The sequence below is a fragment of the Ruegeria sp. H6 genome (genome assembly GCF_056532975.1).
Map to the genome: position 1 here is coordinate 229,133 of NZ_JBQFOA010000002.1, position 26,902 is coordinate 256,034.

A 26,902-nucleotide genomic window follows, 5' to 3' on the forward strand; every position below is an offset into this window, starting at 1 on the left:
TCATGACCGGTCCACGGGTTGACGATATCTATGATCAGGTAAAGGCCATGGCCGTATCCTTTCGCCTGCGCCCGGGCGACCGTTTGAACGAGGTTGCCCTGTCCAGAGAGCTCGGTGTAAGCCGCACCCCCCTGCGCGAGGCGCTGAACCGGCTGGTGGCCGAACGTTTGTTCGACTTTCGCCCGGGTCAAGGGTTCTTTTGCCGCGCTTTGGACGCGCAGAGCATTTACGACCTGTTCGAGCTGCGCCAGATCATCGAAACGGCCGCCGTGCGCGCGGCCTGCGACAAGGCAACGGACGACAAATTGCATGCCCTGCAAGATGAGCTTTACGCAACCGGAATCGATATCACAGGCCTGACCGTCGAGGAAGCCGTCAATCGGGACGAGGCGTTTCACCTGGGCATCGCGAAACTCTCGGGCAACATGGAATTGCTGCATACGCTGACGCGGATCAACGAACGTATCCGCTACATCCGCTGGATCTCGATGAGCTTGGACCGCGTTCAGCGCTCAAAGGATGAACACAAACGGGTCATGCAGGCGCTTCTGGACCGTGATGCGGACACGGCAGCGCGGGTGCTGAGCGCACATATCGCCAAACGCATGGATCAGGTGCAAGACGCGGTGCGCCACGGCATCACCAGCATCTATATGGAAGGGTCCGAAGACATCTCGGCCCGCATTATCGAGGAGGCTGAGGCATGATTGCTCAGGGCGGGAAATCCATTTACGGCGCCTCTGTTGGCATCCTCATGCTGGATGCCCAATTTCCCCGCATCCCCGGAGATATGGGCAACGCCCAAACCTGGCCGTTTCCGGTGCTCTACCGCATTGTCCGAGACGCCTCACCCGACCGCGTGGTGCGTCACAGAGCCGAGGGTATGCTGGATGCTTTCATCGAAGCGGCCGAGGATCTGGTCAAGGACGGCGTCGACGGGATCACCACCAATTGCGGGTTTCTATCGCTGTTCCAGAAAGAACTGTCGCAGGCTTTGCCGGTTCCCGTTGCCACGTCTTCATTGATGCAGGTCGAGATGGTCAATCGCATCCTTCCAGCGGGTAAACGCGTCGGTATTCTGACCATCTCTGCCTCCACCCTGACGCCGGACCACCTTAAAGCGGCGAATGTCCCTTCCGATACGCCCATCGGCTCAACCGAAGGTGGTCAGGAGTTTACCCGGGCCATTCTTGGCAACGAACTGACTCTGGATGTCGACAAAGCCCGACAGGACAATATCGAGGCCGCTTTGGCCTTGCAGGCCGCCAACCCTGATCTGGGCGCGATTGTGCTGGAATGCACCAACATGTGCCCGTATGCGGCGGACATTCAGCGGGCGACGGGTCTGCCCGTTTTCTCGATCGTGAGTTTCATCAGCTGGTTTCAAGCCGGGCTGACCCCACCGGTCTGGCCCTAGCTGGCCATCGCCCGCGCTTCGGACTTCTGATCGCTGGGCGACAGGCCGAACTTGCGGGAAAACTCGCGGCTGAATTGCGTGGGGCTTTCGTAACCCACCTCATAGGCCGCTGCCGCGACGGATACGCCGCCTGCGGACAATAATCTGCGTGCCTCAAGCAGCCGCAATTCCTTTTGATACTGCAACGGAGTCGTGGCGGTCACCGTCTTAAAGTGTTCGTGAAACGAAGACAGGCTCATCCCACAGTCCATTGCCAGTTCCGCAACGGCAATGTTTGAGCGGAAGTTGCTGCGCAGCGTGGCGATGGTTTTAGAGATCCGGCTGGCCGTGCTGTCTTGTTGCAAAAGCTGCCGCAACATCCCGCCATGCCGGGCGCGCAACAGGCGAAAGTGGATCTCCCGCAGGACCAAAGGCGCGAGGGCTTTGGCCTCGACCGGATCGTTGGAAAGCTGGAACAATCGGCCCACCGCATCAATCAATGCAGCGTCCGAGGCGGCGGCATCCACCGAATGCAGGTTGCCTGCCGTGTCGGCAGCATCATCAATTTCGTCATACAGGCTGCGGGCCAAGGCCATGTCCAGTACCAGAGCAAGTGCGGCATAGGGCGTATCCGGGCTCGCCTGAATCACAGCGGCGTCTAAGGGTACCGCATGGCTGACGATCAAAGTATCGCCCGCGCCGTATCTCACGACACGGTTGCTGATATAAGCCTCTTTCGTTCCTTGCAGGACCAGACACATGATGGGTTCATAAAACGTGGCCGAGCACTCGGTGGTCTGTGTATTCGCGACAGCATACAACCCATCGACCCCGGTTTCGCACCCCTCACCCATTTTCCCGCAACCCGAGACATGTTGGAAAACATCTTTGATCAGCTTGTCCGGAACCATCACAACGCCTCCTTGTTGAGTTCAAATATAGAGAGCGCACCGCGCTTCGAAACACATAAATCCACCCGCTCGGAGAAATAGGCAGATCATTCGGAGGATCGGGCAAGGCCCACGAAAACTGCGATGCTAATTTGGCAGCACACACAGTTTAGGAGTTTTTTAGCCATGGCTCAGACGATCCTGATCACCGGTGCTTCCTCGGGTATTGGCAAGGTCACCGCCCAGCTTTTTGCCGCGCGCGGCTGGAACGTGGTTGCCACGATGCGCACGCCCGACAAGGAACAGGACCTGACCGGGCAGGACAACATCCTTGTCACGCGCCTGGATGTGACGGATGCCGCATCGATTAACGCGGCGGTCGCTGCGGGGATCGAAAAATTCGGCAAGATCGATGTTCTGCTGAACAACGCAGGCTATGGTGCCTATGGCCCGCTTGAGGCCTTTCCAATGGACCGCATCCGCCGCCAGTTTGACACCAATGTGATCGGGCTGATCGAAACGACCAAGGCGGTCCTGCCCCACATGCGTGCAAACGGGTCCGGGACAATCGTGAATATTTCTTCGATCGGCGGCCAGATCACATTTCCCCTGGGTGCCCTGTACCACGGCACGAAATTCGCCGTCGAAGGGATTTCCGAGTCGTTGCACTACGAGCTGGAAGCGGCCGGGATCAAGGTCAAGATCGTTGAGCCTGGTCTGATCGCAACCGACTTTGGCGGGCGGTCGTTTGACTTTGTGAATGACGAAACGATGACCGAATACCAGCCGGTCGTCAGCGCCCTGTTCGGTGCGTGGGGCAGCGAGGAAATGGCGGCCCAAACCTCGAAACCGGATGTGGTCGCCGAGGTCATCTGGACCGCGGTGACCGATGGCACCAACACGCTTCGGTATCGGGCCGGTGCGGACGCCGAAGAATACCTGAACAACCGCAAGGCCCTGGATGATGACGCCTTCATCGGCGGCTTGAAGGCGCAACTGGGGCTCTGATCCCTCTCGGCCCCAAGTTGAACCACGACCACCCAATACTACCATTCCAACAAAATGAGCATACCAGCCAACTGGGAGACCAAGCAGCCATGGCAATCTCGCTGAAACTCAATGGCCAGACGCATTCTGTCGAGGCCGAACCCGGCACCCCTCTACTCTGGGTCATCCGGGACGAACTGCAACTGACCGGAACCAAATTCGGGTGTGGCGTCGCCTCATGCGGGGCCTGCACCGTTCATCTGGATGGCGAGCCCGTGCGCTCGTGCCAGACCTATATCGAAGATGTCGAAGGATCCGAGATCACTACGATCGAGATGATGGAACAGGACAAGGTGGGCGCTGCCGTGCAGCAGGCCTGGCTTGAGCTCGATGTGGTTCAGTGCGGCTATTGCCAGTCCGGCCAGATCATGAACGCGGTTGGCCTGCTGCGCGAAAACGCCAACCCGACCGCCGAAGATGTCGACGCATACATGTATGGAAATGCCTGCCGCTGCGCCACCTACCAGCGCATCCGCGCCGGTGTTCTGCGTGCAGCCGAAATCCTGGAGGCCTAAGACGATGACAGCTAATCTTTCCCGTCGCGGGTTCCTAAAATCTGCCGCTGCAGCAACCGCCGTCCTTTACGTCGGCGCAAATGCCAACGGCGCCGCAGCTGCGTCTGGCAATGCTGACGCAATGCTGAATCCGTTTGTGAAAATCGATGGCGATGGCAACGTGATTGCGATCATCAAGCACTTCGAAAAGGGTCAAGGTCCTGCGACGGGCCTGTCCTCTCTGATCGCCGAAGAACTCGGTGTTACCATGGACCAGATCGGGTTCGAGTTCGCGCCCTCCGATGCGGCCCGATACAACAATCTTCTGTTTGGCCAGTTTCAGGGCACAGGCGGCTCGACCGCGATGGCCAATTCCTGGATGCAGTACCGCACCGCCGGGGCCAATGCGCGCGAGATGCTGATCAAGGCCGCCACAGACGCCTGGGGTGTGGATCCCGCAACGCTGGACATTCAAGACGGCTTGATCACCGGCGGCGGCAAGTCCGAACCAATTGGTGCATTTGTTGCTGCGGCAGCCAGCATCCCGCCATCGGAAACACCACGCCTACGCGATCCATCCGAATGGAAAATCATCGGCAACGAAAAGACCCGCCGCGTCGACAGCCCGATCAAGGTTAATGGTCAGGCCAAGTTCGCGATGGACATGCATTTGCCCAATCAGATGGTGGTCATGATCAAACGCACCCCACAGCGTGGTGGTCTGGTCGCAGGCTTTGACGACAGCGCCGCCAAAGAGGTGAAGGGCTTTGTCATGGCGATGCCTTTGCCCACCAATCACGGGGTCGCGGTTTATGCTGAAAACACCTGGGCCGCGATGCAGGCCCGAGAGGCGATCGAAGTCGATTGGGATATGTCAGCCGCTGAGGCCCGTTCGTCCGTCGAAATCCGGGATGAGGTGATGGCAGCGCTGGACGCCGCGCCGGTTTACAACGTGAACAAGGCGGATCAGGCGGCGGTGACCGCCGCCGTGGATGGCGCAGAGACGATTGTCGAGAAGACATTCTACTTCCCTCTGCTGGCACACGCCCCGATGGAGCCGCTGAACTGCACCATCGAACAGACCGCGGATGGCACGATCATCCTGCATGACGGCGCACAGATGCCGACCGGTCCGCATATGGCCTATCAACAGATCTTCCAGCTTCCGCCTGAAAAGATCGAGATCCGGACCATGCTGGCCGGTGGATCCTTTGGACGCCGGGCCACCCCGGATGCGGATTATCAGGTCGAGGCGGCACTGGCCTTTGTCATGACAGACCGCTCCCGCCCGGTGAAACTGGTTTGGGATCGTGAAGATGACATTCGCGGTGGGTACTACCGCCCTGCCACCGGTCATAAAGTGAGTGTTGGCCTGGACAGTGACGGCAATATCGCAGCGTGGGAGCATCAGGTTGCCGGTCAGTCCATCATGAAAGGCACCGCGTTCGAGGCGATGCTGGTGCATGACGGTGTTGACCACAGCACGGTCGAAGGCCTTGCGGACAACCCGTACGTCATCCCCAGCATGTCGGTCGGCCTGACGGATACCGAAAAAGCGACCTCGGTTCTGTGGTGGCGTTCGGTCGGGCACACGCATACGGCCTACGTGATGGAAGTGATGATGGACATGGCGGCAAAGGCCGCAGGCCGCGATCCGGTCGAGTTCCGTCTGGCCTATCTGGAAGGCGGCGGCGCCGACGCCCAGCGCAAAGCCGGTGTACTGAAACTGGCTGCCGAGAAAGGAAACTGGGGCAACCCGGCCAGCGGCAACGTTCAGGGCATTGCGGTTCACAAGTCCTTTGGCTCTTACGTGGCAGAGGTGGTCGAAATCTCTGGCACACCGGACGACGGCATTCAGATCGAAAAGGTCACTGCCGCCGTGGATTGCGGCATTGCGGTCAACCCGGACGTGGTGCGCGCACAGACCGAAGGTGCCATCGGATACGGGATCGGCCACGCGATGCGGGATCAGATCACCCTGGATGCGGGCGCGGTTGAGCAATCCAATTTCCCGGATTACGAACCACTGCGCATCTCGGACATCAAGGCCATAGAAACCCATATCGTTGCGTCCGCCGAGGCTCCGACCGGTATCGGCGAACCCGGAACGCCACCCGCGGCACCCGCTCTGGCCAACGCCATTGCGCAACTGGATCTGCGGGTCTCGGAACTGCCGATGAGTGAAAACGGCGTGTATTTCGCCTGAACGAACAGCCGTCGCGGGCTTCGGTCTGCGATGCCTTTTTCACCGCTCTTGGGTAGGTACAGGGTAAAAATCGGCCCTCAACGGGCCGATTTTTCGTTTTCGGACTTGCCAAAAAGCCCACCAAACCGTCAGATAATTGCATTTTTATGTTACTGTTGAGTGCATTATGGTTAGTGAAACGAATACACCCGCGCCGACAAGTTATACATCTCCTCATGTGATCGAGCGGATCAGCGCCAGGTTCCGCGCAATGCGGGCGCGTTCCGGGTTTCGGCTGACTGGTTATTTCCTGACCCATCCCTCCATACCAAGATGGATATTCGGCTGGCTCCGCAAGGTCCGGCCAATTTTCATGTTTCGCAAATTTGCCATCGTCACCCGCCATGACGATGTGAAGGCCGTCTTGAATCGCAATCAGGATTTTGAGCTTGGATTGTTCGCCCGCGACCGGATGCTGGCGGGGACCTTCATTCTGGATACAGACTGGCCGCGCAGCCATCGCGAGCAGGAAGGCGCCCTGAAAACCGCGCTGAGTCCCGGCAGCGGTCCCGCTATCTCGGACCTCGCAAAAAATGCCTGTGATCAGGAGCTGGCAAACGCTGGGTCCGAGCTGGACGTGGCGGATTTCGCGCGCAATGTCTCGCTTCACATCATCCAGCAATATTACGGCGTTACCATTGGCACCGCTGACCAGAAGGATCTGGCCGGTTGGCTGACCGAGCTTGCCTCGGCCATCATTCTGTTGCCGCCACATGGAATGCCCGAAAGGGTGGCGGCGGATAACGCCGCGGTTCAATTGCGCGGCCATGTCCTGGACCTGATCCAGAACACAAACCCGGCCGCCTCCAACCAGAACGCTCTGACTCGTCTGGTGCAAGAAGCCAGGCAGGCTGGCTCACCCGCATGGATGACCGATGACTGGGTTGCCCGGATGATCTGCGGGCTTGTGGTGTTCGGCATGGCAACCGTGGTGCGCACTGCCTCGGGCACGATTGATGAGCTGTTGAAGCGCCCCGATGCTCTGCAACTGGCTTGTAAAGCCGCCCAAAACGACCCCGACGCGCTGAAAGGTATCGTTTACGAGGCGCTCAGGTTTCGACCGATGCTGCCGGTTTTGGCCCGTTATTGCCCGCGCGCAACCATCATCGGCACGCCCGGTGTGCGCCGCCGGGTTGTCAGCGCTGGCACCACGATTTGGGCCCCGCCTCTGGCTGGCATGCACGACCCGCTGGCGTTCGAAGGCCCTGGCCAGTTTTCCGGCGAACGAGACATCGAAAAATCGCTGGTCTTCGGCAGCGGTCTGCACAAGTGCATAGGCCGCGTGATCGCCGAAGACGCGTTGGTTGAAATCGTCGGCGCAATTTTGCGTCAACCCAATGTCAGACGGCTGCCCGGCCGCCGCGGCAAGATCGTCTACAAGGGCGCCGCAGCAGATCGGCTGTGGATCGGGATACGGGCATAGGCGATGAAACAAACAGGTCTCGTCATAATCACGCCGATCAAGCCTGACCACGCAGATGCCCTGCGCCAGGTGTTGAAGGACAAGATCGAGCCGCAATGGGATCCGGCCACCGAGCGTTTGGTCTGCACCCCAACCATGCCCTTTGACAAACTGCGCATGTTGCATTTTGCGTGTTTCGCCATTCTGGACGAAGACCACGGGCCAAACGCGCTTGAACCCTGCCTGATGCTCGAGGCCTCGATCGACGGAACGCGCCAGGATTTTCTGGATGAACTGATCGAATTGTGTGGGCCCGGGCTGGACGAAATCTATGCTCATTGCACGGGTTACCCAGAGGCCGGCACCGGGTTGCCGCGGCAGGTGCGCACTTATCTGATCAGCCACGATATCAAACCTCATATCTTCTTTCAGGGGCACCCCGGTCGGTCGCTTTCAGAGATCCACGGCGAAGAAGAGCTGCGCTGTCGGCTGGTCTCTGAGTTGGAAAGGCTTGCCGATCAAGCTGCCGGAGTGCCATCGGATCGCAACGCGATCCTACGGCGCCTGCGCCGCGTCGCCCTCACCCCGCCGGAACCAAGGGAAAAGAACAGCGCGGATTTCCGGTGGGTCGCCGAAAAACGGGACGAGCCCTTTGAGACACGGCTGGGCCAGCACCTGACCATAGTTGCAGGTGGCCTTTTGGCGCTTTTGATTGCGGCCGTTGGTGTTCACCTCGCCGTTCCTGTGCCACAGGCCTTTGTCGATTGCATGCAATCCCTGACCGACCAGGTTCGGGGCTGTGCCAGCGCCTTTGACAACGGGTGGGCCGGCCGACTCGTCGCGTATTTGACCGACCTGCCATTCCTCTGGCGGGATCTGGCGGCCCCTTTGCTGTCGGTTCTGGGTATCTATTTCTGGGCAGCGGCCTCGGTGGTTTTGACCTGGATTTTGGCGCGCGGCGTGCAGTATTTTTGTGAACGCCACGAAAAACCCGGCGATGCGGGTGTCCGGTGGCTGTTGCTGCAAATCCTGCGCCTCTATGCCATTCTGGCGGGCTATGGCACCCTGACGGTTCTGATTGGATTTGGTCTGACAACGGTCGGCAGCGTCTCACCCCCCGCATGGCTGGCTTACCAAAACCTGGCCGCCGCGCTGCTCGGCCTGTTGGGCGCGTTTTTGTGCGGCGCAGCGCTGCTTTATCTACGTTACATCCGATCCATGCCCGCGCTGGACCGCATGTTTGGTCACGCAACGGCGCAGCAACACGCGAAGTTTTCCTTTGTCTCGGATGGCCTGCGACTGGCAATGGCCATCATCGGCTGGCTGATGCTGGTGGCGCTGAATTGGGTCACCGGCGTTTTTGATGACCCACCGGGCACGTTGTTTTCGACGATCATCAGCTGGGGCGTGACCGGCGCGCTGAGCATGCTTGTGACACTGGCCGCGGTTCTCACGATCGGGGCGATCTGGCTGCTTTACGTCTATGTCCAAGGCAAACTGATCGACAACCGCATCTATGAAGATGCGCGCATCCTGACCCAGGTCCCTACGGATACCACACGCTTTGACCGCGAAGGGCACGGCGTCAACAAGATGCAGAACCACCTGATCAGCGTGACCCGGATCAAACCGGGCCGCCTGCGTCTGCTGCGCCTGCGGCTTGTCCTGTTTCTGGTCAATCAGATGTGCCGCTGGTGGTTCACGCGGGGCGTGCTGGGTGATGTGCCCGACATCCACTTCCTGCGTTGGCTGATCATCGACAAAGGGCGACGCCTGTTGTTTCTGGATACCTATCAGGGCAGTTGGTCCAGCTATTTGGACGGGTTCATCGACAGCGGCTCGGTCCGATTGCTGAACGCGATCTGGTCGCACACATACCAACATGTCGATGTACATGGCGTGGATACGCCCGTCGGTTTCCCGCGCACCGAATGTCTGGGCTGGAAAGGCGCGCGTGACGAACGGCCGTTCAAACGCGCGGTCCGGTCCAGCCAGAAAGAGTCGATGGTGTGGTACAGCGCCTATCCGCAGACGGGCGGTGTGAATATTCATACCAACAGCCGGATAAGAAACGCCCTGTTTGAAGACCTCGACGAAGCTGAAATCGATATGCTGATCAGCAATATCCGCTGACCGGCCCGGAGAACACGCAATGGCTCAATTGGAATGGGATGACGTACAGGGGTTTGTTCGCCGCGGCATGGGATGGCTGACCGAGTCGGCCTATGTGCTGCTGAACATCCAGGACACCGACAAAGCCCGCGCCTGGATCAGGGACCTGACGATCACGACCGGTGCGGATGTTGACGGCAGCAAAGATGTGACAGAGGCGGTTAACCTGGCCTTTACCTTTCGGGGGCTTTGCGAACTGGGATTCAACAAATCCAGACCGTCTGGTTTCCCTCATGAATTCGTCGACGGCATGGCCCCGACCCCGGCTGAGGGAGACGCGATTTCCCGCCGGTCGGGCATGTTGGGCGATGTCGGCCCGAACGACCCAAAAGACTGGCGTTGGGGTGGGTACGCGACAGAGCCGGTTCACATTCTGCTCTTGGTATTTCGCAAGTCGGATACCAAAGCGCGGGCGCTTGAGCTGATCGGCAAGGAAAGCGAAACCGGGGTCAAGGAAATTGCCATCCTTACGGGCAGAATGCCCGAGGATCAGCGCGAGCATTTCGGATTTCGCGATGGTCTGTCGCAGCCTGCGATTGTTGGCGACAATCGGCAGCAGGTGACCGGGCCAACCGCCGGGTTACATCAGGTCGCGCCCGGAGAAATTCTGATCGGGTACCGCAACGAACGCGACAACCTGCCGGTGTCTCCGCAGGCGCCCGATGGTAGCGATTTTGGCCAGAACGGCAGTTATTTTGTCCTGCGAGAGCTCGCGCAGAACGTCAAAGCCTTTGAAGACTGGCTGGATTATGCCGCGCGAGAAAAGCGTAACGGTGACAAGGAAAACTACCGCGAATGGATCGCAGCCAAGGTCGTTGGACGATGGCGCAATGGCGCTCCGCTGACGCGATTTCCCGAAAATGACTCGCTTTCCGAAGATTTTGGCCCGTTTGACAAGGAAAATCCTGCACAAACCAATGATTTCTTCTATCACACGGAAGATCGCGAAGGATTCCGGTGCCCCGTTGGATCACACATCCGCCGTGCATGGCCGCGCGATACGTTGGGTAGCGATCCGGACCGTGCCTTGAAACAGGCCCGACTGCACCGAATTTTGCGGCGGGGGCGCATATATGGCCCGCGCTATGATACCGAAAACCCAAAGGCGGCAGACAACGAAAAACCAAGGGGCATACTCTTTGGGTGTTTCAACGCGGATATCGCCGGACAGTTCGAAGCGGTACAGCACAATTGGATCAACAACCCGAAATTCTCGGGCCTGACCGATGAACGTGATCCCCTGATCGGCGAGTATCAGCCGGGCTCGACCATGACGATCCAAAGCAGCCCCCTGAACCTGCGGCCGCCCAATCTGGAGCCCTTCGTCGTCGTGCGTGGAGGGGCGTATTTCTTTGTGCCCGGCCTACGGGCATTGCGGCATATGGCCCAGAACTGGGCTACTTGATCAGGCTCGCCTGAAGTTGTCGCAACTGGGTCGTGGCCGATTCTACCTTACCTGAAAGGCCCAGAGCTTCGAACAGTGTCAATGCTTCGCGCAGCTGCATCTCGGCCTCTTCCCCTTTGCCCTGCCGGGCCAGCAATTGCGCCAAAGCAAACCCGGTATCCGCCTGCAAGGGGCGCATCCCACACGCCTTGGCCTCGACCATCGCGGCGCGATAGCTGGCCTCGGCATCCAGCGCCTGATCGTTGCTGAGCCGGGCTTGAATGTCGCCTTTGAGCTTTAGCGCCTGCCCCAGATGGGGCCGCTCGTTCCCATGGCGCGTCAGCTCGACGCTGCGATCCACCCATTGCAACGCGTCTTCGGGCTGCGATCTGGCAAGATGGGCGTTGGCGCGCGCCAGATAGAGCCAATGCCAGATATAGGCCCCGCCCCTGAGGTGCTCTTTCAGGTCAATGGTCGCCTCCATCCGATCCAACGCGCCTTGCGCTTTGCCCAGTTGCGTTTCGGCCATCGCAAGCTTGGCAGAGACCGACCGGTGCAGGTTTCGCAGATCGTATTTCTGGCAAAGCGCAAGCGTTTCCTCAAACACCTGTACGGCAGCCTTGGCGTTTCCGGTCATCAGAAGGTGATAGCCATCGAAATCGCGAATGGTTGCCTGCGAATAGGGATGTTTCACCTCATCCGCGAACGCTGCCCCTTCGTCGATCCGTGCGCGGGCAAGATCAAACTCTCCACGCTCCAGATAAGCTGAGGCGAGGAACGTATTGACCAGGACCAAAGGGTAAACCGTCCAACCGGCCCGGACATACCGGACGTCGCCCTGCAATTGCGCCCGCAAGGTCTCGTGCAGCTTGATCGCCTCATCAAAGCGCCCGGTCGCGTGGAAAGCCATCCCAAGCGCCGCAGAGGCGCCCATCTGCAGGGCGGGATGTTCAATCTCGCGGGCGATGGTCAGCGCCTCGGTCGCGGCCTGCTGGCTTTCCGCATGCGAGCCCTGAAGCCATTGCGCGATGGCAAGATGCGTTTTCACCGACGCCACTCGGCGCGCGCCTACAGGCTGTTTCAGTAAAAGCTCGGCACTGTTCAGGTTCTCAATGATCTCATCCAGTTCACCGGTTGTGATCAAAGCGTTGTTGGCAATCAACCTCAGATCCAGCGTACTTTTGACCACCTCTTCATTCTGAGTAAGCTGCGACAACGCAGAAACGCCACCTTTGGCAAATCTGATTGCCTGCCTGTTAGCAGACCGCTCTGTCGCCCGCAAACAGGCCTTCAGGTGGTAGTCGGCGGCCTTTTCCCAATCTTCTGCCTTGAGGTAATGGATTGCCAGATGGTCGACATATTCACCCAACCTGTCGTCGAACTCCATTTCGATTGCACGCGCAAGCCGGGCGTGTAGTTCACGGCGCTTGGTGCTGAGGATCAGTGAATACGCAACCTCACGGACCACATCATGGCTGAACCGCATTTCGTTTTTCGAAGGATTTTCCCGAAGCAGTTGCGCGTCGAACAATGCATCCAGCGCACCCAGCGAGTCGGGTTCATCCAGCTCGCTCGCGCGCAGCAGCAAAGACAGCGGACCGCCATCTGCCACAGCCGCAAGGTTCAGCATTGATTTGGCTTCGGGTGACTGAAAATCGATCCGTGCGGACACGATGGCGGCGATATTGCCTGGCACTTCGACATCAGCGGCACTGCCGGACAGGCGATATTCCCCCGGTTCGCCACTCAGCTGCCCGGTTTCGACCAATCTGCGGGCCAGTTCCTCAAGAAACAGCGGTGTGCCGCCGGCCCGTTCGATCAGCACCTTTTTCAATTCAAGCAGCGAAGGGTCATCGCCCAGCAAATCTTCGAACAACGCCATTGAGGCCTGATGGCCAAGGTGGGACAATTCCAGGACCCGGGTCGGTTTCGGCCCGCGCCATTGATATTCCTGACGACACGAGACCAGCAGAAGCACCGGTAAATCCTGAACAATCTCGGCCAGACACCGCAAGACTTCTTCGCTTTCCTGATCAATCCAGTGCAAATCTTCGACGATCAGAACCAGCGGAGAGTGCTTTGCCAGCGCCTTGACCCAATCCCGCAAGGCATCTGTCAATCGGCGCCGTCGTTGGAAGGCGTCCAGATGTTGCCAGCCCTCCTCCTCGACCGGGATATCCAAGAGCGATTGCAGGGCTGGCAGCGCGTCGACCGCACCGGCACCCAGATTGTTCAACTCGATTTCCAGGGCGGTCGCGCGTTGATCGGCCTTATAGGATCCGTCCTGCAACCAGGCCTGCACCAGCGAACGCACTGGCAGATACGCCATATCCGCACCGTCAGATCGCACTGCGGTGTCCAGAACGCGCAAGTCCGAGGCCTGCGCGCGGCGCTCGAATTCATGGATAAGCCGGGATTTCCCGATCCCTGCCTCACCCCGAATGACAACGAACCCGCCGCGCCCGTCCCGGGCTGAGGCGATGGCCGCATTCAGCACACGAATTTCTTCGTCACGTCCCACAAAACGGTTAAGCCCGCGTGTACGTCGCGCATCCCACCTTGAACGGTTGGCCGACATACCCGTCAGCAGAAAACTGGCGATGCCTTTCTTGACGCCTCTGATCTGCGCAAGACCCAGCGGCTTGAGGCTGGCAAACCCTTCCAAATGCTCAGCGGTCGCCTCTGTCAGCCGGATCTCACCGGGTTGGGCCATTTCGCCCATCCGCGCAGCCATGTGAACGGTCCAGCCTGCGGTGTCATATTCCATGAAGAGGTCCGTATTGACCGACCTCAAAAGTACCATCCCCGTATGTACGCCGACATGGATCTGTACGCCTTCGTCGCCGATCTGCGACGCCCTGTCCCGCATATCCACGGCCGCGCGGCAGGCACGGATCGCGTGATCCTCGATCGCGACAGGCGCCCCGAACAGGGCCATCAACCCGTCCCCCTGCAGTTGCGAGACGACACCACCATGATCGTGCACCGCCTGCGCCATCGTCTTCAACGCAGGCTGCAGCAAATGAGTTGAATCCTCCGGCGACATCCCCTCGATCAGCCCGGTCGAATTGGTGATGTCGGCAAAAAGAACGGTGATGTTCTTAAGCTCCCCTCGCCGCGCTGAACGTTCGCCCAAAAGGAACGATGCCGCGTCCTGCGCACCGTCGGTTCTGATCCCATGGTGCGGGCTCGCCTCTGGCTGCGAAACACGCTGACCGCAACCGGAACAAAAGCGGGCACCCGGTGCCAAGACAGCGCCACACGATACACAGCTAAGGTTCAGCGCGACACCGCATCGAAAGCACGTTTCAGCACCCTCAGCATTTGCTGCGCCACAGACACTGCAGTGCATCGTAGCCCCCCACATCACACCAACTGGCAGCGAGTATAGTATCAACTCGCGCCGTTTAGCCCAAATTAAACATGGTTTTCGAAGAATACGCCAATTCAATGATACATGACGCAACGGAATGATCTTTGATCGGCCTCATAAATCGTTTGCGCAGCGGGGTTTGCCAGGTTTCACCTGGGCCACACAGCGCGTGGTCAAAGGCAGAAATTGATGACCGATTTCCTCAGCATCTGAGCAAGGCTGAAACATTGACCCACAAGACTTCGCGGTATGTCGTGCGGTTTCGATCTCAGGGCGCGCTACGGTCCCTTAGAAAAACAGCGAAAGGCCGGTCATAGAAACGATCAGGAAAAGCAACGTCATGATCCCGCCGGAACGCACGAAATCGATGACGCGGTAACCGGCCGGTCCCATGATCAGGGCGTTCACCTGATGCGTCGGGATCAGAAAGGAATTGGAGGTTGAAAGCGCCACTGTCAGCGCAAAGACGGCCGGATTTCCACCGGCGGAAACCGCGATGGATACGGCCAGAGGGACCAGCAGAACCGTCGCCCCGACATTTGACATAACCAACGTGAACACGGTCGCCAACACGGCCAATGCGGCCTGCAGCGACCACAGTGGCCAGCCATTCAAAAGCGAAAGCACATGGGCTGCGATCCAGTCCGCGGTGCCTGTGTTCTGAACCGCCTGACCCAGCGGGATGAGAGACGCTAGAAGGAATACCGTGCTCCAACTGATCGACTCATATGCTTCATCAATCGACAGCACCCGGCTGAGGACCATACCAATCGCGCCGATCAGAAGGCACAAGGATAGGCGCAGGTCGGAAAACAGGATCAGGCTCAAAGCGATCAGAAAGAAAAACAGCGCCCAGCCGACCTTGTGGGGGCGCAGCTCTTCTTGCGGGAAATCTGAGGTCACGATGACAAAATCCCGGTCGGATTTGAGGCGCGTCAGCCGATCCCATTGAACGTGAACCACACAGGTATCGCCCGCCTGCAACGGCACCTGCCCGATATGCGTTGCCGCGTGATCTTCGGTTTCGACATGGCTCAGGGTTTCTTCGCCGCGTTGAATGGCCAGCAGGGACAATCCATGGGTCTGTCGCAGACGCAGATCAATTGGGGTCTGCCCTATGACGGATGATCCGGGCGGAATAACCACCTCGGCCACACCGGATTGGGTTGCAGCGAAATCATCGGCAAACACGTTCAGTTGCGGCATGATTTCCAACCCGTAAGGGTCGGTGAATTCGTACTTAACAACGCGTCGCAGTCCAAGAACTGCAAGCCGTGCGGGCGCTTCGATCTTGGTGTCGGCCATGGGCGCGATAACCTTGTGGCCCCGATAGGATGTGCCAAGGATGTACATATTATGCGCGACCATCAGATCCGACAGCGTTTGCCCGATGATGATGGACCCTTCGGGAACACGAACCTCGAACATGTCGGCGCGCAAGCCATATGTGTTTTCAATATAGGCTTGCATGGACCGGGCCGAGCTTGCGTCCGCTCCGCGTTCGCGCTGTGCGGGCAGAACCCAACGACCAAAGAGCACGAAATACAGCACCCCGGTCAGCACCAGCATGACGCCCACTGGCGTGACCGAGAATAGCCCGAATGTCTGCATCTGCTTATCCGCCGGCAGGGTTTTGTTTGAAGACACGATCAGATCATTCAGCAGGATCAAAGGGGATGAGCCCACCAATGTGATCGTACCCCCCAGGATCGCGCAAAAGCCCATGGGCATCAGCAGCCTGCTCATCGGGATTTCCGTGCGCGCCGAGATGCGGCTGACGACCGGCAGGAAAAGAGCAGCCGCGCCGACATTCTGCATAAACGAGCTGATGACCCCCACCGTCGTGGAAACGATGGGAATAATCCGCGTCTCGGTCGTACCGCCATTCTTGAGAATCAAGGCCGCAACCTTTGACATGAGACCGGTTCGGTCAAGCCCGGCGCCGATGATCATCACGGCGATAATGGACATCACCGCGTTCGAGGAAAACCCTTCGAATAGGTTCGACACATTGGCCAGATTGCCAAGCCCGGGCAGATAGCTCAGCGCGCCAAGCATCACCATGACCAGAACCGCGGCCACATCGATGCGCACAATTTCGGTCACAAACAGCAAGACCGTAAACGACAACAGGCTTAGCACCGCTATCATTTCGTAAGTCAGTGTCGGTAGTTCCATTTCCGTCTCCCGACCTTACGTTACCTGAATAGCTGAAAATTCGAAGAACCAATTCCACCCGGCGGATCGTGCCAGGTTTGGCTGATCCCCGCGGATATCTATGGCTGAGCAGTTAGGATCTATGTGGGCAACGCACCGCCTGCTGGTCGCAACAAGCGACCAGTCAGGCAACAGGCAGCTTTCGCGGCTGCCCGGCTATTTCACTTCGATGATTTTCCGCGACAGGACGCTCTTGTTTGACAAATCAAGGAAGCGAATTTCATACACGCCGGGCTCTTCCGGAACAGTCAGAGACAGGGGCGGGTCGCCAGCGATCTTCTGAGCCGAGATCCAGGTAAAGATCGCCTGATCCCCGCGTGCCAGCGTGATCCGCTGATCCGCGCTGTCACTTTCGACACTCCAGCTTACTTCGATCGTCGACCCCGGCGCCGCGGTATCTGGCGCTGTGATATCGCCGCCCGTATTCAGCTTGGCATCCGCTGCCAAGACCTCAACCGACTGGCGGGCAAGCACCCGGCTGCCTTCGCGAAGCATATAGCGCAGTTCGTAAAGCCCCGTCTCGTCGGGCGCTTTCAGATCATGCTCGGTTTTGTCCCGCACTTGGGTATAGAGCCCAAAATCGTCATCCGGCGTTCCGAGAGGCACAAGGTTGACGTAATCCGCACTGCTGACTGTTCCGGTCCAGGTCACTCGCAGATTTTCGCCCGCGCGCACCTCGGCGGGCGCTGAGATTGTGACCTCTGGTTCGGTCACCTCGACGGTCACGGCCGCAACCGTCTTTGCGCCCTCGCGCAGCAGATAGCGGATCTCATACATACCGGGTTCCGAGGGAGCTTGCAGGTTGTCGCTGGCGTTGTCGCGCACGACCATATAGTTGCCATAGACCCCCTCATCGGTGCCCAGCGGCACGATATTGATGTAGTCCAGCACGCTGACCGTGCCGGTCCAGGCCACTTCGAATTTGCTGCCCGCAAGCACCGTGTCCGGCGCGGTGACCGTCACCTCGGGTGTGGTGATTTCAATTGTCGCCGTCGCAAGGGTTTTGGCACCTTCGCGCAGAATATAGCGCAGCTCGTACAAACCCGGTTCGGCCTGTGCCGTCAGCGTGCCGGTGCCTTGGTCGCGCACGACCTGATAATTGCCATAAACACCCTCGTCCGAGCCGGCAGGAACGATGGCGATGTAATCCTGCACATCTACTGTTCCGGTCCACGACACCTCGAACTTCGCACCGGTTGTGACTGTTGCGGGGCCCGAAATGGTGACCTCGGGGGCGGTGACCTCCATAACTTCGCTGACCAGGGTTTTGCTGCCTTCACGCAGCACATACCGGACCTCGTACATCCCGGGCTCTGCGGGCGCCTTCAGCGTCCCCTTGTTGGTGTCACGAACGGTGATGTAGTTGCCAAACTCGCCCTCATCCGCACCCAGCGGAACGATGTTGATATAGTCATTGGCGCTGACCGCGCTGGACCAACTGACGTCGAATTTTGCACCTGTCAGCGCGGTTTCGGGAATTTGCAGCGTAACCTGCGGCTCGGTCACTTCGATCTGACGCGACGCGACGGTGCCTTTGTTCACGTTCAGGATATATCGCACCTCGTACAGCCCTGGATCCGCCGGAGCGACCAAAGTCGCTTCGGTATTCTTGCTGACGGCCTGGTAATTTCCAAAGGTTCCGGCATCAGCCCCAAGTGGAACAATAGCGACATAGTCCCGGCGATTGATGGTCGGCGTCCAGCCAACATCAAACCGCGCACCTGTTTCCACGGTTTCCGGCGCCGTCAGTTCGACTTCGGCCTCGGTAACCTCCAGACCCTCATGCCCGAGAACTTTCTTGGTCTGATTGTGCAGATAGCGCACCTCATAAAGACCCTCGTCGCCCGGCGAAACAACAGTGACCTCGGTTGCATTTCCGATTCTGACATAGGCACCAAAGACATCTTCGTCCGTACCCACCGGAACCACGTTGATATAGTCAGCTTCTTCAATTGTTGGGGTCCAGGTCACGGCAATATCCGAGCCCGCCACCGCTGTATCCGGGCCGTCCACGACAACTGCCGGGGCCTCTGGTTCGGGCTCCGGTTCCGGCTCTGGTACGGTTTCGGCCACCGCCGTGCCAACGGCGCTGAGGGCGGCACCCAACTCGGTTGCGTTTGTGGCTGTGATGTACTGCCCACCGGTGTTCTCGGCAATGCAGGCCAGGGAACTCGCATCTTCATCGCTGCCCAGCCCAAAGCCCACGACATGAGCAGTAAAGCCGACGCCGCCCTGTTCTAGCGCGGTCGCCAACGCGCATGGGTCGCGCTCGCAGCTTTCCAAACCATCAGAAATCAAGACCACCGTAGCGGGCTGATCGGTGTAAGACAGGGCGCGGGCGGCTTGTTCCACCGCGTCGGTCAAAGGCGTCTTGCCCGTCGGCGTGATGCCATTGATGCGATCCAGAACCGCGGCGCGTGAGGCGGCACCGGGCTCAACAAGCACTTCGATATCGCCGCAATCACCCCGGCGGCGGTGCCCATAGGCCATCAAGCCGACATTGCGATCATCCACCCAGTCACCCAATAGGTTGTCCATCACTCCGCGGGCAATCTCGATCTTGGCAACGCCATCGATCTGACCCCACATGGAGTTTGAACCATCAAAGACCACCATGACATTTTCATCGCTCCAGGCCGCCGACCCGAACACAACCGAAGCCCCAAAGAAAAGACCCGAAATAACGCGACACCGCATCAAAAACCTCCAGAAACCGCTTTTTACAATAACAGCAGTAAACCACGGTCCGGCGCGCATCGCCAATACTTCAAAGACCGCGCGCCGACCCAGGGCTATCCGAACGGATTTCGGACGCGCGTTTCCTTGTGGGATTCGGTCTTGGAAAAGCTAATGCGTTCCGCAGTTTTAGAATCGACGGGCGTTCATCCCGTCGATTCCCTTTCGGCAACCACTGCGTTTCCGTGCGGTTATTAGATCCTGAGCGGGGAAGTCACCCTGCCCGCATCATCGCCGCGCATTTTTCACCGATCATGATTGACGGCCCATTGGTGTTGGCATTCACGATTGTCGGCATGATCGAGGCATCAGCGACCCTAAGCCCGTCAATCCCATGCACTTTCAACGCGTCGTCTACCACCGCCATCTCGTCCGAGCCCATCTTGCAGGTTCCGACCGGGTGATAGATCGTCTGGGTATACTCCCTCAGGAACGCCTTGATTTCATCATCGGTCTGCACCGCCTCGCCCGGCAGATGCTCTTCGCCGCGATAGTCGTTAAACGCCTCGGATTGCAGCATCTTCCGCGCAAGCTTCACGCCCTCGACCATCACGTCGAGATCCCGTTCATCCGAAAAGGTCCCGGGATCGATATGCGGCTTCACTTCGGGGTCAGCCGAGGTCAGCGTCAGCGCACCTTTGCTTTTGGTTCCGACAACCCCCGGCAGCAGGGTAAAGCCATGCCCTTCGGGGTTTCCCGCACCATCCAGGATGAAAAAGCCTGGCGCGAAGTGGAACTGAAGGTCAGGTGCTTTCGCCCCTTCCGTCACCGTCACAAAACCACCCGCCTCACCGATGTTCGAGGTCAAAAGACCTTTGCCTTCGGCCAGCTTTTCAGCCTCTGCCGGATCGGCGGCACCGCCAAGGGTGATATCCTGCGTGCACCAATAGGCGACCGGTGCCATGTAGTGGTCCTGCAGGTTCTGGCCAACGCCAGGCAGATCATGGACAACCTCGACACCATGCGCCTCAAGCTGATCACGCGGGCCAATTCCCGACAGCATCAGGATATGGGGCGAGCCATAGGCCCCGGCCGACAGAACGACCTCTTTGTTCGCAACGGCGGTGTGCTCTTCACCATCGACCTCATAAACGACCCCTGTGCAGCGCCCGTTCTGAACTTCGACACGCTTGGTCGTGGCCATGCCGATCACCGTCACGTTCTCACGCTCCATCGCATCATAGAGATACGCCGCCGCCGCCGAACGCCGCATCGCACCCTGTTGCGTCACCTGATAGAGGCCAAACCCCTCTTGCTTGCCGTCATTGAAATCGTCGTTCAGCGGAAAGCCCTGTTCTTCCGCTGCCTTCACCATCGCATGCGACAGCGGATTGGGGTCAGACAACTCTGCCACGTTCAATGGCCCGCCTTTGCCGTGCATCGGCCCGTCAAGCCGTTCGTTGTTTTCCGCCTTGATGAAATAGGGAACAACGTCTTTCCACGCCCAGCCTTTGATGTTGCCACCGCACCAGCCGTCATAGTCCGAGGGCGCACCGCGCTGATAGATTTGCGCGTTCATGGACGAACAACCGCCATATACCTTGCCGCGCGGTGAATAAAGCTGTCGGCCATCCAGCCCCTCTTGATCAGCGGTTGAATAGTCCCAGTCGAGCGGGGTTTTGAAGAGATGTGGGAACGCTGCGGGCACATGTACGGCCTGCTGCCCCTCATCCGAGGGTCCCGCCTCAAGAACCAGCACGCTTACCTTTGGGTTTTCCGAAAGCCGACCCGCAACCACACAACCGGCCGAACCTGCGCCTACGACGATATAATCGTACGCCATGATTTCCTCCCTGGATTGAGACGAGCTCCTTCTCGCCCTCTGACTCAAAGTTAAGACAGATGACCAAGAACCTGTCCAGTTTTTCCCGCTTAACTATTGCGTGCTGCAAGTTGTGCCGCCGCACCAAGAATTTTTCCAAAGGACAACTTCCTTATGATATAAAGAAATTCGAATGTTAATAAACTGTGTTGCAAACCATCGACACAGCCGGACGAAAGTTGATTGGGAGGTCACGATGTTTCGTAAGTTGCTATGCTTGTTCGCAGTCGGAATAGGGCCAACAAGTGTCTTCGCCGATGCCGTCCCAAGTAAAGAGGCCGCCGACGGCTTGTTTTCCGACCAACCCTATTCTCCCTATGCCAACCGATCCTTTCCTGAGCGCCCGCTTTGGGGCGACACCCACCTACATACAGGGCTTTCATTAGACGCCGGAGCCTTCGGGAATACTCTGCTGCCGGACGAAGCCTGGCGTTTCGCCAAAGGTGAACAGGTCATTTCTTCGACCGGCCAACCCGTCAGACTGGCCCGCCCCCTGGATTGGATGGTCCTCACAGACCACACGGACTTGATGGGATTTGCACCGGATCTACAAGCGGGAAAACCCGGTGTTCTCGCCGATCCAAAAGGGCTGGAATGGTACGAAGGGTACAAAGCGGGTGGAGAAGAAGCGGGCAAGACCGCATTCGACATTATTACGAATTTCTCGCAGATGACCCTGCCGGAGGTTCTGCTTGAATCCTACAGCCCGGGCGCAGATGCTTTTGCTTTTACCTGGGAAAACATCGTTATGGCGGCGGAACGGCACAACGATCCCGGCAACTTTACCGCTTTCATCGGGTTTGAATGGACCTCGGTTCCCAAGGGTTTCAACTTGCACCGAAACGTTATGCTGCGCGATGGGCCTATCAGGGCGCTTCAAATGGTGCCTCCGGTCACGCAACCCCCCTACGGGGATACTGATCCAAAAGCGCTTTATGCCTGGCTTGAAGAATACCAACAGAAAACTGGCGGGCGCGCGGTTGCATTTGCTCATAACGGCAACCTGTCGAATGGGTGGATGTTCCCGACCGAAGACACGTATCACGGCGGAAAGGTTGACGAGGAATACGTCGCGGACCGCGCGAAATGGGAGCCGCATTACGAGGTCACTCAGATCAAGGGCGACGGCGAGGCACACCCCTTCCTGAGCCCAGATGACGAATTTGCGGATTATGAAAACTGGGATGTCGGCAACCTCGACATCACTGAACTCAAGACCGAAGACATGCTGGCCGGCGAATACGCCCGCGAAGCATTGAAGCGGGGCCTGCTGTTGGAAGAAAAGTTCGGCGTGAACCCCTACAAGTTCGGCATGGGCGGCGCGACGGACAGCCATACCTCTCTGGCGACCGCCGAAGAAGACAACTTCTTCGGGAAATCCGTCAGTGTTGAACCTTCGGCCACGAGGATCAAGCACCCATTCATCGCCAACGATCTTGGCGAAATTCCAGGCGACCTGCTTGTCGCGTCCGGGTACACGGCCGTTTGGGCCACTGATAATACGCGAGCTGCGATTTTCGACGCGTTCAAGCGGCGCGAAACCTACGCGACCACGGGACCTCGGATTGGCCTGCGGTTCTTTGGCGGATGGGATTTCAGTGAAGCTGATGTTGAAACCCGCTTCCTTGCAGATATTGGCTACACAAAGGGTGTACCGATGGGGTCTGACATGCGTCCTCGCGAGGGTGACGGTGCCCCATCATTCCTGATTGCCGCTCTGCGTGACCCAGTCGGGGCCAACCTGGATCGTGTGCAGGTGATCAAGGGATGGCTCGATTCCGAAGGTGCTTTGCGGGAAAAGGTTTACGACGTGGCCTGGTCGGATGATCGCGCTGTGGATCAGAACGGCAAGATCCCTGCAGTGGGAAACACGGTGGATATAGACACCGCGAGTTGGACTAACACAATCGGGACCGCCGAACTGGTTACCGTTTGGTCCGATCCTGATTTCGATCCGAATGCACGGGCATTTTACTACGTCCGGGCGCTCGAAATCCCAACCCCGCGGTGGGTGCTGTACGATAAACTGAGGTTTGGCGCCGAATTGCCCGAGGATGCGGTGCTTACGCATCAGGAGCGCGCATATTCCTCTCCGATTTGGTACACACCCACAGAATGACGTTGTTTTGCGGGCCATGAACTAGGTATTTCTTGTTGAAAGCCCAAGTGAAGCCGACGTTGAAGGACTAGTCTTTGCCCTGCGTGCGGCGGAAGAGATCTCCGGTTGGGAATAGGGTACATCGATCATCGGATTGATCGGACGACCAGCCCCCTAAAAGTCTCTCGATGGTAAGACTGCCGGAGAAAACCAACGCGCGAAACAGGCAAAAGCCAAGCAGGGCAAGAAAACAAACGCGGGAGACGCCTTGGGGAGCTGCAAATAAGCAGCAGTTTCAAGCAGGTGACAGCGGTTGGGTAAATAGTCCTGTTTGAGTGGCGGGGAGACAGGGATTCGAACCCTGGGAACGCTCTCACGTTCAACGGTTTTCAAGACCGCCGCATTCGACCACTCTGCCACCTCCCCGCTTGAAGGCCGGGTCTAAGGCCAGTTGCGGCCAGAGGCAAGCCATAAAGCGGGAAATCTTGCCTAAGCCTGCGCTGCAGTCTTTCCATGACACTTCGGTCAGGTTATGATTGCGTATCAGACCGCATCAGACTGGCGAAAGAACCGGCGGATTTGCGGTGGGGCGCGGCCAAATTGGGCCTTGTCAGGCAAGGGATAAAACGATGAAGCGAGCGACGGGCACACGCTTAGGGCCGCAAAATGTGGCCGCTTTGGCTGTCATGCTGGTCATTCTGGCGGGATGTGAAGAAGGTTTTGATCTTCAACCAGCCGAAACAGACGACAACGCAACCGAAACCGCGGAAAACAGCGACAAGATTGAACTGTTTCCCGAGGCAACATCGGGAAAGCAACGCGATGTAGAGGCACCCGAAGTGTTCCAGCTCAGTGAAGCTGGCCTGTGGGATGGCCGTCCATCGTTGGGCGGCATCTGGGTGGCGCATCCCGACGTTAATCAGCCAGAGCGTGTTCTGATCAAGAACCCTTCGAACAACAAAACTGTGACCGGTGCGCTTTTTCGCCGGGAACGCAACCTGCCCGGCCCGGCCCTGCAGGTGTCTTCCGCCGCGGCGGATAAGCTGGGCTTGACCGCAGGCGCGCCCACCCGGGTCGAGGTTGTTGCGCTGCGGCGCGAAACCGTCGCGCCCAAACCTGCGCCGGAAGAACCCAAGCCAGTCGAAACCGAAGTCGCCGAGGCTGAACCCGCTGAGGCGACCACACCTGAGGCCGGGTCCGAAGAGAAACCAGCCAAGCGGAAGTGGTGGCAAAAGAAACCCGCCGCCGAAGTCGCTGCTGCGACAGCGGTAGCCGGTGCCGCAGCGGAAACGGCTGACGAAGCTCCGAAGCCTGTCGTCGAAGCTGCCGCCGCCCCCGAACCTGCTGCGGCGCCCGCTGCCCTGTCCGACCCGGAAGTTACCGCACCGGCGGACAAGCCAGCCAAGCGGAAATGGTGGCAAAAGAAAGATCCGAACGAGATCACCGAAACCCCGCTCGACCCGATTGCCGGTGCCGCTGCGGCCATTGAGGCGGCTGAGCCAACCGCCGCAGAAACGACCCACGCCAAGAAAGAGCAGGTCACCGCCGCGGCGGCGGCGGCCACTGCTCCGACCGTCGCGTTGACCAAACCCTTTGTGCAGGTGGGCACTTTCGGGGTCGAAGCAAACGCCGAAGCAGCTGCGGCTAAGGTGCGGCGCAATGGTATGACGGCGCAAGTGCGCGAACTGAAAACCGAAGATAACACAGTTTGGCGGGTTCTTGTCGGTCCGGCTGAAAACCGTGCCCAGCGCCGGGCGATCCTGGACGACGTCAAGGATCTGGGTTTCAAGGACGCGTTCACCGCCAAGAACTGATAAACAGGAGATCATGATGCGAACTGCCTTGCGATCCGCCACGTTGGCTGTGGGCCTGAGCCTATTGTCCCTGCCCGCCTTTGCATTTGACACACAGGCGCGTGCTGCGTTTGTCATGGATCAGGGAACCGGCACGGTGCTTTTGTCGAAAGAGGCCGATCAGCCCCTGCCGCCTGCGTCGATGTCCAAGCTGATGACGCTGTATGTCGCGTTCGAAGCCCTGCGCGACGGACGCCTGACCTTGGACGAAACCCTGCCGGTGTCGGAACACGCGATGAGCTATGGCGGGTCCACCATGTTCCTAAACACTCAGGATCGAGTAACCGTCGAAGACCTTTTGCGGGGCATCATCGTCCTTTCGGGCAATGATGCGTGCGTCGTGATCGCCGAAGCGCTCAGCCCCGATGGCACCGAATCCGGCTTTGCGCGCTTCATGACTCAACGCGCAAAGCAGATGGGCATGGACAATTCGAACTTTGCAAACTCGAACGGGTGGCCAGCGGCTGGCCATATGATGTCGGTGCATGACCTTGCGATACTCGCCAACCGGCTGATCACCGATTTCCCCGAATATTATCCGCTGTTTGCGGAAGAGGTTTTCGAATTTGACGGGCGTGCGCCCTCGAATGCGCGCAACCGCAACCCGCTGCTGAAACTCGATATCGGCGCGGACGGGTTGAAAACCGGCCATACGCAAGAGGCAGGCTATGGCCTTGTCGGATCAGCCCGGCAGGGTGATCGCCGCGTCATCTTTGTTCTATCCGGGCTCGACAGCACCAGCCGCCGGGCAGAGGAGGCTGAGGCCGTGGTTAACTGGTCGTTTCGAAATTTTGTCGAGAGGTCAGTTGCCAAAGCGGAAGAACCGATAGCCCAAGCCAAGCTTTGGATGGGTGCTGAAAAGACGGTCGGGCTGGTTCCCGAAGAGGATCTGAACCTGTTGTTCCCGGTTTTGGGTGACACAGATATCAAGGCCGAAATTGTCTATGACGGACCGATCAACGCCCCCGTCAAAAAAGGTCAGCAACTGGCTGAGCTTGTGATCCAGCCCGAAGGCCTGCCGGAAATCCGCCGACCTTTGGTTGCGGCCAATGACGTACCGCAAGGTGGATTTGTGGTGCGCATGATGACCGTCGGCGGTATCGTTCTGAAGGACGTCATTTCCACTCCGCTGGGGTCATTGTGAGCGGGCGCGGGCTGTTTCTGACCTTCGAAGGCATTGACGGATCAGGCAAATCGACCCAGGCACGTATGCTGGCGGATACTCTGCGCGATGCGGGCCATCAGGTTGTACTGACCCGTGAGCCCGGCGGCTCGGATGGGGCTGAGGAAATTCGCAACCTGGTTCTGCAGGGCGACCCGGACCGTTGGTCGGCTGAAACCGAGATTTTGCTCTTTACCGCCGCCCGTCGCGATCATCTGGAACGCACGATCGAGCCTGCTCTGGCGGCTGGAAAAATCGTGATCTGCGACCGGTTTGCAGACAGCACGCGCATGTATCAGGGCCTGTCACGCGGCGACCTGCGCGGGCTGGTGGACGAGTTGCACAAGCTGATGATCGGGCGCGAGCCTGACATGACCCTGCTGATCGACATGGACCCGGATACCGGCCTGTCCCGTGCCAAAGGACGCCAAGGTTCCGAGGAGCGGTTCGAGGATTTTGGTCCTGATCTGCAACGCAAAATGCGCGCGGGTTTTCTTACTCTGGCGCAGGAATTTTCTGACCGGTTTCGCGTGGTCGACGGCAATCGCGACATAGACAGCGTAGCCGGTGATGTGACAAAGATCGTCGCGGAAGTTTTGTGACCATAAAGC

The 26,902-nt window shown here is 58.7% G+C and carries 17 protein-coding genes and 1 tRNA gene; 12 read left to right on the top strand and 6 right to left on the bottom strand.

Going from position 1 to position 26,902, the window contains the following annotated elements; translation table 11 throughout:
* Positions 1-2 precede the first annotated feature (2 nt).
* Positions 3-707, top strand: a complete 705-nt coding sequence (locus ACR0AG_RS05830) for a GntR family transcriptional regulator (protein ID WP_480837292.1) — start codon at positions 3-5, stop codon at positions 705-707.
* Entirely contained in the window at positions 704-1,417 is a 714-nt protein-coding gene (locus tag ACR0AG_RS05835; protein ID WP_480837294.1) for an aspartate/glutamate racemase family protein, read from the top strand. Before ACR0AG_RS05830 ends, ACR0AG_RS05835 begins: the two co-directional genes overlap by 4 nt.
* Here ACR0AG_RS05835 and ACR0AG_RS05840 read toward each other — a convergent pair.
* Positions 1,414-2,307 (bottom strand): AraC family transcriptional regulator, encoded by an 894-nt coding sequence (locus ACR0AG_RS05840; RefSeq protein WP_480837296.1) that lies wholly within the window; start codon positions 2,305-2,307, stop codon positions 1,414-1,416. The genes ACR0AG_RS05835 and ACR0AG_RS05840 overlap by 4 nt on opposite strands.
* 165 nt (positions 2,308-2,472) lie before the next feature.
* On the opposite strand from ACR0AG_RS05840, the gene ACR0AG_RS05845 reads away from it, so the two are divergent.
* From ACR0AG_RS05845 to ACR0AG_RS05870, 6 genes are all read left to right on the top strand, one after another.
* Positions 2,473-3,294, top strand: a complete 822-nt coding sequence (locus ACR0AG_RS05845) for an SDR family oxidoreductase (RefSeq protein WP_480837298.1) — start codon at positions 2,473-2,475, stop codon at positions 3,292-3,294.
* 89 nt (positions 3,295-3,383) lie between these two features.
* Positions 3,384-3,848, top strand: a complete 465-nt coding sequence (locus ACR0AG_RS05850; protein WP_480837300.1) for a (2Fe-2S)-binding protein — start codon at positions 3,384-3,386, stop codon at positions 3,846-3,848.
* 4 nt (positions 3,849-3,852) lie between these two features.
* Positions 3,853-6,033 (top strand): xanthine dehydrogenase family protein molybdopterin-binding subunit, encoded by a 2,181-nt coding sequence (locus ACR0AG_RS05855; protein ID WP_480837302.1) that lies wholly within the window; start codon positions 3,853-3,855, stop codon positions 6,031-6,033.
* A gap of 352 nt (positions 6,034-6,385) precedes the next feature.
* A complete protein-coding gene (locus ACR0AG_RS05860) occupies positions 6,386-7,495 on the top strand; it encodes a cytochrome P450 (RefSeq protein WP_480837304.1) in 1,110 nt (369 codons plus the stop codon).
* A gap of 3 nt (positions 7,496-7,498) precedes the next feature.
* Positions 7,499-9,607, top strand: a complete 2,109-nt coding sequence (locus tag ACR0AG_RS05865; protein WP_480837306.1) for a hypothetical protein — start codon at positions 7,499-7,501, stop codon at positions 9,605-9,607.
* Between the two features lie 19 nt (positions 9,608-9,626).
* Entirely contained in the window at positions 9,627-11,051 is a 1,425-nt protein-coding gene (locus tag ACR0AG_RS05870; protein WP_480837308.1) for a Dyp-type peroxidase, read from the top strand.
* Here the strand turns inward: ACR0AG_RS05870 and ACR0AG_RS05875 are convergent.
* The 4 genes from ACR0AG_RS05875 to ACR0AG_RS05890 all read right to left on the bottom strand — a co-directional run bounded on the left by ACR0AG_RS05875 (position 11,044) and on the right by ACR0AG_RS05890 (position 21,139).
* Positions 11,044-14,397: an AAA family ATPase gene (locus ACR0AG_RS05875; RefSeq protein WP_480837746.1), complete on the bottom strand. Its 3,354-nt coding sequence runs from the start codon at positions 14,395-14,397 to the stop codon at positions 11,044-11,046. The two genes, ACR0AG_RS05870 and ACR0AG_RS05875, sit on opposite strands and share 8 nt — an antisense overlap.
* 294 nt (positions 14,398-14,691) lie before the next feature.
* Entirely contained in the window at positions 14,692-16,581 is a 1,890-nt protein-coding gene (locus ACR0AG_RS05880; RefSeq protein ID WP_480837310.1) for an SLC13 family permease, read from the bottom strand.
* 195 nt (positions 16,582-16,776) lie between these two features.
* Complete coding sequence (locus ACR0AG_RS05885) at positions 16,777-19,317, bottom strand: VWA domain-containing protein (protein ID WP_480837312.1); 2,541 nt, start codon at positions 19,315-19,317, stop codon at positions 16,777-16,779.
* A 253-nt stretch (positions 19,318-19,570) separates the two neighbouring features.
* Complete coding sequence (locus tag ACR0AG_RS05890) at positions 19,571-21,139, bottom strand: GMC family oxidoreductase (protein ID WP_480837314.1); 1,569 nt, start codon at positions 21,137-21,139, stop codon at positions 19,571-19,573.
* A 235-nt stretch (positions 21,140-21,374) separates the two neighbouring features.
* On the opposite strand from ACR0AG_RS05890, the gene ACR0AG_RS05895 reads away from it, so the two are divergent.
* Complete coding sequence (locus tag ACR0AG_RS05895; RefSeq protein ID WP_480837316.1) at positions 21,375-23,297, top strand: DUF3604 domain-containing protein; 1,923 nt, start codon at positions 21,375-21,377, stop codon at positions 23,295-23,297.
* Positions 23,298-23,612: 315 nt separating this feature from the next.
* On the opposite strand, the gene ACR0AG_RS05900 is transcribed toward ACR0AG_RS05895, so the two are convergent.
* A tRNA-Ser gene (locus ACR0AG_RS05900) sits at positions 23,613-23,702 on the bottom strand.
* A 203-nt stretch (positions 23,703-23,905) separates the two neighbouring features.
* On the opposite strand from ACR0AG_RS05900, the gene ACR0AG_RS05905 reads away from it, so the two are divergent.
* The 3 genes from ACR0AG_RS05905 to tmk are packed head-to-tail and all read left to right on the top strand — an operon-like array spanning position 23,906 to position 26,893.
* Positions 23,906-25,090, top strand: a complete 1,185-nt coding sequence (locus ACR0AG_RS05905) for an SPOR domain-containing protein (protein WP_480837318.1) — start codon at positions 23,906-23,908, stop codon at positions 25,088-25,090.
* A 16-nt stretch (positions 25,091-25,106) separates the two neighbouring features.
* Positions 25,107-26,273 (top strand): D-alanyl-D-alanine carboxypeptidase family protein, encoded by a 1,167-nt coding sequence (locus ACR0AG_RS05910; protein WP_480837319.1) that lies wholly within the window; start codon positions 25,107-25,109, stop codon positions 26,271-26,273.
* Complete coding sequence (tmk, locus tag ACR0AG_RS05915; protein WP_480837321.1) at positions 26,270-26,893, top strand: dTMP kinase; 624 nt, start codon at positions 26,270-26,272, stop codon at positions 26,891-26,893. The genes ACR0AG_RS05910 and tmk overlap by 4 nt, the downstream gene beginning before the upstream one ends.
* Positions 26,894-26,902: the final 9 nt, after the last annotated feature.

Coding starts and splice junctions, on each gene's coding strand:
- ACR0AG_RS05830 (WP_480837292.1), top strand. CDS start 3: ATGACCGGTCCACGGGTTGACGATATCTATGATCAGGTAAAGGCCATG.
- ACR0AG_RS05835 (WP_480837294.1), top strand. CDS start 704: ATGATTGCTCAGGGCGGGAAATCCATTTACGGCGCCTCTGTTGGCATC.
- ACR0AG_RS05840 (WP_480837296.1), bottom strand. CDS start 2,307: ATGGTTCCGGACAAGCTGATCAAAGATGTTTTCCAACATGTCTCGGGT.
- ACR0AG_RS05845 (WP_480837298.1), top strand. CDS start 2,473: ATGGCTCAGACGATCCTGATCACCGGTGCTTCCTCGGGTATTGGCAAG.
- ACR0AG_RS05850 (WP_480837300.1), top strand. CDS start 3,384: ATGGCAATCTCGCTGAAACTCAATGGCCAGACGCATTCTGTCGAGGCC.
- ACR0AG_RS05855 (WP_480837302.1), top strand. CDS start 3,853: ATGACAGCTAATCTTTCCCGTCGCGGGTTCCTAAAATCTGCCGCTGCA.
- ACR0AG_RS05860 (WP_480837304.1), top strand. CDS start 6,386: ATGTTTCGCAAATTTGCCATCGTCACCCGCCATGACGATGTGAAGGCC.
- ACR0AG_RS05865 (WP_480837306.1), top strand. CDS start 7,499: ATGAAACAAACAGGTCTCGTCATAATCACGCCGATCAAGCCTGACCAC.
- ACR0AG_RS05870 (WP_480837308.1), top strand. CDS start 9,627: ATGGCTCAATTGGAATGGGATGACGTACAGGGGTTTGTTCGCCGCGGC.
- ACR0AG_RS05875 (WP_480837746.1), bottom strand. CDS start 14,397: ATGTGGGGGGCTACGATGCACTGCAGTGTCTGTGGCGCAGCAAATGCT.
- ACR0AG_RS05880 (WP_480837310.1), bottom strand. CDS start 16,581: ATGGAACTACCGACACTGACTTACGAAATGATAGCGGTGCTAAGCCTG.
- ACR0AG_RS05885 (WP_480837312.1), bottom strand. CDS start 19,317: ATGCGGTGTCGCGTTATTTCGGGTCTTTTCTTTGGGGCTTCGGTTGTG.
- ACR0AG_RS05890 (WP_480837314.1), bottom strand. CDS start 21,139: ATGGCGTACGATTATATCGTCGTAGGCGCAGGTTCGGCCGGTTGTGTG.
- ACR0AG_RS05895 (WP_480837316.1), top strand. CDS start 21,375: ATGTTTCGTAAGTTGCTATGCTTGTTCGCAGTCGGAATAGGGCCAACA.
- ACR0AG_RS05905 (WP_480837318.1), top strand. CDS start 23,906: ATGAAGCGAGCGACGGGCACACGCTTAGGGCCGCAAAATGTGGCCGCT.
- ACR0AG_RS05910 (WP_480837319.1), top strand. CDS start 25,107: ATGCGAACTGCCTTGCGATCCGCCACGTTGGCTGTGGGCCTGAGCCTA.